The organism is Sphaerospermopsis kisseleviana CS-549, assembly GCF_028329225.1.
In the GTDB taxonomy this organism is placed as follows: Bacteria; Cyanobacteriota; Cyanobacteriia; order Cyanobacteriales; family Nostocaceae; genus Sphaerospermopsis; species Sphaerospermopsis kisseleviana.
Genome location: NZ_JAQMTI010000054.1, coordinates 1 through 6,352, shown reverse-complemented (window position 1 = coordinate 6,352; position 6,352 = coordinate 1). Strand labels below are relative to the sequence as shown.

At 41.5% G+C, this 6,352-nt stretch carries 7 protein-coding genes; 4 read left to right on the top strand and 3 right to left on the bottom strand.

Annotated elements, in window-relative coordinates; genetic code table 11:
* Positions 1–264: 264 nt before the first annotated feature.
* Entirely contained in the window at positions 265–1,194 is a 930-nt protein-coding gene (locus PN497_RS03870; protein ID WP_096572575.1) for an alpha/beta fold hydrolase, read from the top strand.
* 128 nt (positions 1,195–1,322) lie between these two features.
* Here PN497_RS03870 and tsaD read toward each other — a convergent pair whose 3' ends face one another.
* Positions 1,323–2,360 carry a tRNA (adenosine(37)-N6)-threonylcarbamoyltransferase complex transferase subunit TsaD gene (gene tsaD, locus PN497_RS03865; RefSeq protein WP_096565862.1) on the bottom strand — a complete coding sequence of 346 codons (1,038 nt, stop codon included), beginning with the start codon at positions 2,358–2,360 and terminating at the stop codon, positions 1,323–1,325.
* 328 nt (positions 2,361–2,688) lie between these two features.
* On the opposite strand from tsaD, the gene PN497_RS03860 reads away from it, so the two are divergent.
* The 3 genes from PN497_RS03860 to PN497_RS03850 all read left to right on the top strand — a co-directional run bounded on the left by PN497_RS03860 (position 2,689) and on the right by PN497_RS03850 (position 4,023).
* Complete coding sequence (locus PN497_RS03860; protein ID WP_096565858.1) at positions 2,689–3,183, top strand: Photosystem I reaction center subunit III; 495 nt, start codon at positions 2,689–2,691, stop codon at positions 3,181–3,183.
* Between the two features lie 40 nt (positions 3,184–3,223).
* Positions 3,224–3,373 (top strand): photosystem I reaction center subunit IX, encoded by a 150-nt coding sequence (gene psaJ, locus PN497_RS03855; RefSeq protein ID WP_096565856.1) that lies wholly within the window; start codon positions 3,224–3,226, stop codon positions 3,371–3,373.
* A gap of 128 nt (positions 3,374–3,501) precedes the next feature.
* Positions 3,502–4,023 (top strand): photosystem I reaction center protein subunit XI, encoded by a 522-nt coding sequence (locus tag PN497_RS03850; RefSeq protein ID WP_096565854.1) that lies wholly within the window; start codon positions 3,502–3,504, stop codon positions 4,021–4,023.
* 70 nt (positions 4,024–4,093) lie between these two features.
* On the opposite strand, the gene gmk is transcribed toward PN497_RS03850, so the two are convergent.
* Positions 4,094–4,690 (bottom strand): guanylate kinase, encoded by a 597-nt coding sequence (gmk, locus tag PN497_RS03845; RefSeq protein WP_096565852.1) that lies wholly within the window; start codon positions 4,688–4,690, stop codon positions 4,094–4,096.
* 177 nt (positions 4,691–4,867) lie between these two features.
* Entirely contained in the window at positions 4,868–5,134 is a 267-nt protein-coding gene (remA, locus tag PN497_RS03840) for an extracellular matrix/biofilm regulator RemA (RefSeq protein ID WP_096565850.1), read from the bottom strand.
* Between the last annotated feature and the right edge of the window lie 1,218 nt (positions 5,135–6,352).

Here is a 6,352-nt window from a genome sequence, read left to right as displayed (position 1 = left end):
CCACCATCATTGCTTGGTTTTCGCGTCGGCAATAGTCTCAATTCAATACTTGATATCACCGTATTATATATCAAGTAGTTGATTTTTTCCTAAAAATATATTGATTTTTGTCAATACAAGTATAGTTTTGTCTATGAAATACCTCCTACCTCCTGCCTCCTATAACTTCCCCCTGCTCCCCTGTTTGTTCCCCACATCTCCAGCCCCATAACTATTTTTCTCTCCGTATTTAGTCGCACCCGCTCTTCGGGTTACGATATGGATATGGCAACAATAGAAATCTTCGGCGTTCCCCACGCTTATGAGTTAACGGCTCCCACCTCTTACCCTCATGCTTTAGTGTTTATCCACGGTTGGCTCAACAGTCGTGGATACTGGCAACCTGTGATTTCTCGCCTATCAGTTGATTTTCAGTGCTTGTCTTATGATTTGCGAGGTTTTGGTGAATCTCAGTCTCAGGCAAAATTTGATTTTAATCACAGCCGAAACGCCCAAAAACTGCACAAACTAAAGCTCAATTCCACCACAGATCCTAAATTAGTTACCTATACTGCTGATTCTCTGTATTCTCCTGCCTCATACTCTCAAGATTTAATAGCTCTGCTAGAAGTTCTCAATCTCAAGAGTGTTTGGCTCATTGGTCATTCTTTGGGAGGTACTATTGCTCTATGGACAGCGTCTCAATTACCTGGCCGTGTTAAAGGAGTTATTTGTATTAATGCTGGTGGTGGAATTTATCTTAAAGAAGCATTTGAGCAGTTTCGCTCAAAGGGTCAAAAATTTCTCCAAGTTCGGCCACGCTGGCTTTACCAAGTGCCTTGGATTGATTTGCTCTTTACCAGAGCCAGTGTATCACGTCCTTTAGACCGTTTTTGGGCGCGTCAACGAATTATTGATTTTGTTGTTGCCGATCCAGAAGCTGCACTAGGAACGCTTTTAGACTCTACAACAGAGGAAGAAGTGAACCGCTTACCTCAGTTAGTTTCACAAATAAAGCAACCAGTTTATTTTTTAGCTGGTGCGGATGACAAGCTTATGGAACCCAAATATGTACGCCATTTAGCCAGCTTCCATAGGCTGTTCCAATACGTTGGTAATAATTTTATTGAAATTCCTAATTGTGGACATCTGGCAATGTTAGAACAACCAGATGCCGTTGCTGATCATATTCGGTCATTAGTCATTAGTCATTAATCATTGGGCATTAGGCAGAAAATTTTAGATTTTAGATTTTAGATTTTAGATTTTAGATTTTAGATTGGGGTTGATACAAACAATCCAAAATCCAAAATCCAAAATCCAAAATAAAAAATTCCTGCCTTCTAATACAATTGCATGACTTGGGTTAAAGGCAGTCGAGAATGAACGCCCAAGGTGAGAGAAGATGTATGTCCACGGGAAAGATGATCAGCCGCTGCACAGCCGATCATGGCGGCGTTGTCAGTACAGAATTTTAAGGGCGGGAATAGGACTTGGAGATTATTCTCGGCCGCCGCAGCTTGTAAATGCTTTCTGAGTCCACTGTTGGCCGCTACACCTCCACCTACGGCAATTGTATTTAAACCATAGTCACGAGCGCAGGCGATCGCTCTTTTGGTTAAGGCTTTGGCTATTGTTTCTTGAAAACTGGCTGCAATATCCGCTACGGGCAATTGTCCACCATCTTTTTCTAACTGCTGCACTAACCTTAATACAGCCGTTTTTAATCCGCTAAAACTGCCATCATAGCGATGATAACCCCCACCTGGTAGGGAAATTCTTCCTTCTGGTAATACAAAAGCTTGGGGATCACCTGTCTGCGCCAATTTATCAATCACAGGTCCGCCGGGATATCCCAACTTTAATAATCTTGACACTTTATCAAAAGCCTCACCCGCCGCATCATCACGGGTTTCTCCTAGAGTTTCGTAATTACCACAATCTTTAACATAAATCAAGCTTGTATGTCCGCCTGAAACGAGTAAGCTAAGAAATGGGGGGTCTAAATTGGGTTGTGCTAGGTAAGTAGCATAGATATGACCTTCCAGGTGATGAACTCCCAAAAATGGTTTTTCATGCACCATAGCCAGGGTTTTGGCAGCCGTTAACCCTACCAACAATGCTCCTACCAGTCCAGGCGCACAAGTGGCGGCAATCCCGTCAATTTGTCCCCAGTTCATTGCGCTTTCATCGAAAGCTTGGGCTATTGCCTGATTAATTATTTCTAAATGTTGCCTTGAAGCTACTTCTGGAACTACCCCACCATACTGCTGATGGACGGGAATTTGCGAGGCTATGATACTGCTGCACACTTGACGATTCTTGACAATTGCCACAGCAGTTTCATCACAACTTGTTTCGATCGCTAAAACTGTGGTCATGGTGATTAGTGATTGGTGACTGGTGACTGGGGATTGGTGACTGGGGACTGGGGACTGGGGACTGGTGACTGGGGACTGGTGACTAGAAAGAGGCAAGGGGTGCAGGGTACAGGGGAGACTATTTTTCCCAATCACCAATCACCAATCACCAATCACCAATCACCAAACCTTACTTTTGGTTGCGAAGCTTTAACTTTTATTTACTTAAACTTTACTCGATTCCCAGCCAAGAGTATGATGACTTGCTAGTTATCCAAATTAAACATTGTACAAGCCGCTTCGTGTTGTACAAAAAACTTCTTGTTTTGTAATAAAAGGAAACAACTCAATGAGACGATTGTTTGCTTTGATTTTAGCGATTGGTCTTTGGTTCAATTTTGCCCCCTCAGCTAATGCTCTGGGCGCTAACCTTGTTCCCTGTAAAGATTCTCCCGCTTTTCAAGAGCTTGCCCTAAATGCCCGTAATACCACCGCTGACCCTGAATCTGGTAAAAAGCGGTTTGAACGCTATTCTCAGGCTTTATGTGGTCCTGAAGGCTATCCTCACTTGATTGTTGATGGTCGCTTGGATCGGGCTGGAGACTTTTTAATCCCCAGCATTCTCTTCCTGTATATCGCTGGTTGGATCGGCTGGGTTGGCCGCGCTTACTTACAAGCGATCAAAAAGGAATCTGATACTGAGCAAAAAGAAATCCAAATTGATTTGGGTTTAGCACTACCCATCATTGCTACTGGGTTTGCTTGGCCAGCAGCTGCAATCAAAGAATTTCTTTCTGGTGAATTAACCGCTAAGGATTCAGAAATCACTATTTCTCCACGCTAATTCATCTGCTCTCATTCACTTGTTTTTGGAGACTAAATTCATGGCTGACAAAGGCGAACAATCATCCTATTTGATTAAGTTCATTTCTACAGCACCTGTAGCCGCTACCATCTGGCTGACCATTACAGCGGGCATTTTGATCGAATTTAACCGCTTCTTCCCTGACCTACTTTTCCACCCTCTACCATAGGGTAAAACGGGTTGATATCAGTAAACAGTACCCAGTAAATACATCAAATCTGATTGCTGTTTACTGATAACTGAATCAATGCCACCCCTTTTGAATTTTGAAGCTCGAATTTTGAGGCAACATAAAATATGGCACAAGCAGTAAACGCATCCAAAAATCTCCCCAGTGATCCCAGAAATCGGGAAACTGTAAGAGCAGCTGGCGGTAATCCTCAAGATGGAAATTTGGAAACTCCAGTCAATTCTTCTCCCCTGGTTAAGTGGTTTATTGGTAACTTACCCGCTTATCGTCCTGGACTAAATCCTTTTAGACGCGGGCTGGAAGTAGGTATGGCTCATGGTTACTTGCTCTTTGGACCTTTTGATAAGTTAGGTCCCCTGCGGGATGCTGCTAACGCTAACTTAGCTGGTTTATTGGGTAGTATTGGCTTGGTTGTAATTCTTACAGCTTGTTTATCCTTGTATGCTAATAGCAATCCAGCATCAGCACTTCCCAGTGTAACTGTACCTAACCCTCCAATGGATGCTTTTAACTCCAAAGAAAGCTGGAATAACTTCGCTAGTGCTTTCTTAATTGGTGGTATTGGTGGTGCTGTAGTTGCTTTCTTTTTGACTGTCAACTCTGGACTGATCCAAGGTTTAATCGGTTAATTTGATCTGTGGTAATGGGTAATTGGTGATTGGTAATTGTTAATCATTTTTGCCAATTACCTATTACCTGTTACTCAAATAAAACAGCTTCAATTTGATTTAAAGCAGTTTCCAAATCATCATTGACAATTTGAATATCAAATTCTGCTGCTGCTTCTATTTCCTCTTGGGCGCGATTTAGACGACGGGCGATCGCCTCTTGAGAATCTTGTCCTCTTCCCCTTATCCGTTTCTCTAGTTCTGAAAATGAAGGCGGTAGTATAAAAATACTCAGTGCGTTAGGGTAGGAAGTTCTAATTTGTCTTGCCCCTTCCAATTCAATTTCTAGTATCACCAACTTACCAGACTGAATTTGCTCAAGCACCGCTGCACGGGGAGTTCCGTAATAGTTACCAGCAAATTCCGCCCATTCCAAAAGTTCCCCTTGAGCAACTAATTTTTCAAACTGGCTGCGGGTGATAAAGTAATAATTTTGGCCATTAATTTCTCCTGGACGGGGAGAACGAGTCGTGGCAGATACTGAATAATAAAGCTCTGGATGAAGTTGGAGGAGCTTTTGCATCAAAGTTCCTTTGCCAACTCCACTCGGACCAGTTAAAACAATCAGTTTGCCCAAAGACGGACTTTCTGGGGTAGTAGCACCACTAGGTATGGGTAAGACTTGCATTATCCCTTCAACTTCTGAATTCATCAATAAACGTTATTCATTAGTCTTATGCTTTGTTGTGAGAGCAAGCTAAGACTAAAGAATGAGAATTGTAGCACCAGTGACAGAAAACTTGTCTAATTGATATCCTAGCGTCGATATAGCATAAATAGGAGGGGTTGACAGCCCCACCTATAATTAGTTATCGGCAGTCTGATGCTCACGGGAAATGACAAACCGATTTGCTACCGTTTCTGGCTGAATCGCTGATAAAATAACATGACTGGAATCAGTGATAATGACAGCCCTAGTTCGTCTACCATAGGTGGCATCTATCAGTTGCCCTCTATCTCTGGCATCGGTAATAATGCGCTTAATTGGGGCAGATTCTGGACTGACAATGGCAACTACTCGATTAGCGGAAACAATGTTGCCAAAACCGATGTTGATTAATTGAATATCCATAAAAAAAATAGGCGCTCAAGGCGCGAGGAAAAGTTCTTGATAAACATATTCTCATGTTATACATAAAAAATGGGAGTTACAACGATTAAAGTCTTGATATCTTGAGTTTTTAAATCACAACTCCCGGCTTTTAGCTTTTTATCAGCTATAAATGCTAAAAATATTTCTAAGGATATATAGAAAATTATATTCATAAAAGGTAGTCGTCGCTAGATTGCCCACCAATACTGTTCGCTTAACGAAATTTACGTATTGGAGATCCCCCATTATCCCCCTTGAAAAGGGGGAATTTAATTTGTGTAAGCGGGCAAGATGCCCACACCACAAGACTTGACACTGCAAAGACAATCTGCACAAAAAATTATTGATTCGTTTACTTGGATTACAGCAATTTTCAGGTAAATAAACCACATTTTGATTTAGGTTTCGTGTCAACAATGTAGGGGCGTTCGCGAAGCGTGCTGGAAGCATCAGCATTCGGACAATTAATTATCGGTTTTTACCTAAGACTAAGCTGTTACACAGCTAAATTGTATAATCCTAATATTCTGAACTCTTGTGGAACAGGCATCTTGCCTGTTCCACTTATACAAATTAAATGCACAACAGCTTATCATCCGAATGCTTCGCCCTGACTGTGGTCTAAAGACATGAAAACTGCTGTAATTAGGGTTTGCTGCCGAGTTTTAGGCATCCTAGTGACTATAACCCACATTCCGCACCCTTAGCTCATAAAAGGCTAATTTCTAATTTCTGATCCCCCTGCCCAAACGAAGCACAGCATCTCACAAAATTGCATCGCTGTTACACAGCTAAATTGTATAATCCTAATATTCTGAACTCTTGTTTAACAGGCAAGATGCCTGTTCCACTTATACAAATTAAATGCACAACAGCTTAAAATCTAAAATCTAAAATTTTTTCGGTCAATAAATGAAGTTTTGTAACAAATTTGAGTATCTGCGTAAAAACTACAAGCTGTGAAAGAAAACCAAACAGGAGCAGACAAGTAGTTGGCATATTGATTGGAGGAGATGGAAGAATGAGCAAACACAGTCTATTGAATAAAGCTGTATATAGGGTTTGCTGAATAAACCTAAAACCTTGATATATCAAAGGTTAGAGGCTGATAAACACAGAAATTAGTGCAAGGGTTTTGAAGGGTATACCGGAAAAAGTGTGCATTTTTTGGGATTTCAAGAGATGGCAAAGAAATTT

Bases quoted from the DNA above. Each gene is read 5' to 3' on its own strand.
- remA (WP_096565850.1), bottom strand. From the start codon at position 5,134: ATGGATATTCAATTAATCAACATCGGTTTTGGCAACATTGTTTCCGCT.
- tsaD (WP_096565862.1), bottom strand. From the start codon at position 2,360: ATGACCACAGTTTTAGCGATCGAAACAAGTTGTGATGAAACTGCTGTG.
- PN497_RS03860 (WP_096565858.1), top strand. From the start codon at position 2,689: ATGAGACGATTGTTTGCTTTGATTTTAGCGATTGGTCTTTGGTTCAAT.
- psaJ (WP_096565856.1), top strand. From the start codon at position 3,224: ATGGCTGACAAAGGCGAACAATCATCCTATTTGATTAAGTTCATTTCT.
- PN497_RS03850 (WP_096565854.1), top strand. From the start codon at position 3,502: ATGGCACAAGCAGTAAACGCATCCAAAAATCTCCCCAGTGATCCCAGA.
- gmk (WP_096565852.1), bottom strand. From the start codon at position 4,690: ATGCAAGTCTTACCCATACCTAGTGGTGCTACTACCCCAGAAAGTCCG.
- PN497_RS03870 (WP_096572575.1), top strand. From the start codon at position 265: ATGGCAACAATAGAAATCTTCGGCGTTCCCCACGCTTATGAGTTAACG.